1 protein-coding gene is annotated in these 1339 nt (G+C 54.9%); it reads left to right on the top strand.

The features are described 5' to 3' along the window. Nucleotides 1–57 precede the first annotated feature (57 nt). A complete protein-coding gene (locus tag ACFP6B_RS10995) occupies nucleotides 58–1302 on the top strand; it encodes an IS256 family transposase (protein ID WP_272878666.1) in 1245 nt (414 codons plus the stop codon). Nucleotides 1303–1339 lie beyond the last annotated feature (37 nt).

Raw genomic sequence — 1339 nt, 5'->3', positions numbered from 1 at the left:
GGGACTGTCAGGAAAACGGTGTAAACCCTCCCAACCCCAACAGGAGAAAATAACACCATGACAACAGAACACCAACTCGCCCAAAACCTCATCACCCAAGCCAAAGAACAAGGCCTAGACCTCAGCAGCGACACCCTACTCAAAACCCTCACCCAAGACATCATCCAAGCTGCCCTCGACGAAGAACTCACCGACCACCTCGGCTACCCCAAACACGCCGAAAACCCCAATCAGACAAGCCAAAACACCAGAAACGGCTACCGCACCAAAAGAATCCTCACCGACACCGTCGGCCCCATCGACATCAAAGTCCCCCGCGACCGCGACGGCTCCTTCGAACCGACCATCGTGCCCAAACGAGCCCGTCGACTCAAAAACGTCGATGAAATCATCCTCTCCCTGGCCGCCAAAGGACTCACCTACGGTGACATCGCAGCCCACTTCGAGCAAATCTATGGGGCCAGCATCAGTAAAGACACCATCAGCCGTATCACCGCAACGGTCCTTGACCAGATGAATGAATGGGCCGCCAGGCCCCTAGAAACGGTCTACCTGGCTGTGTTTATCGATGCAATCTACCTGAAAGTCCGCGAAGGGCAGGTAAGCAACCGCCCCTTCTACGTGGCTATGGGAGTCAACGTCGAAGGCGCTAGGGATGTGTTAGGAATCTGGGCAGGCCCTGAAGGAGCAGGCGAATCAGCCAAATTCTGGCTACAGATCCTGACCGAGCTGAAGAACCGTGGCACCGCTGATATCTTCTACCTGGTCTGTGATGGGCTCACCGGCCTGCCTGAGGCCGTGAATGCGGTCTATGAACGCACGATTGTGCAAAACTGCGTCATTCACATGATCCGCAATTCCATGCATTACGCCCCCAGGCAGCACTGGGAGGCGATTTCCCGGGATTTGAAGCCGGTCTATCAGGCGGTGACCGAGCAGGCTGCGCAGGCGGCTTTGGAGGCCTTCGGGCAGAAGTGGGATGAGAAGTACCCGGCTATTAGTGCTTTGTGGTGGCGTCGCTGGGAGGAATTTATTCCTTTTTTGTCGTATGAGATGGAGGTTCGTCGGGTGTTGTATTCGACGAATGCGATTGAGTCTTTGAATGCTAGGTTGCGGCGTTCTGCCAGGTCGCGTGGGCATTTTGTGTCTGAGGAGTCGGCTTTGAAGTTTATGTATTTGACGGTTCGGTCTTTGGATCCTTCAGGTGCTGGTGCTCGGCGGTGGATGACTCGGTGGAAGCCGGCGTTGAATGCTTTTGCTATTGTTTTTGGTGATCGGTTGCCGCAGGTGGCTGGTCGCTAGATTTGTTGTGGGTTTACACCGTTAATCTGACAGTCCC

It is taken from the genome of Rothia nasimurium, assembly GCF_042660305.1.
GTDB classification, from domain to species: Bacteria; Actinomycetota; Actinomycetes; order Actinomycetales; family Micrococcaceae; genus Rothia; species Rothia nasimurium.
This window is presented reverse-complemented; position numbering and strand designations above follow the sequence as displayed.

Bases quoted from the DNA above. Each gene is read 5' to 3' on its own strand.
- ACFP6B_RS10995 (WP_272878666.1), top strand. From the start codon at position 58: ATGACAACAGAACACCAACTCGCCCAAAACCTCATCACCCAAGCCAAA.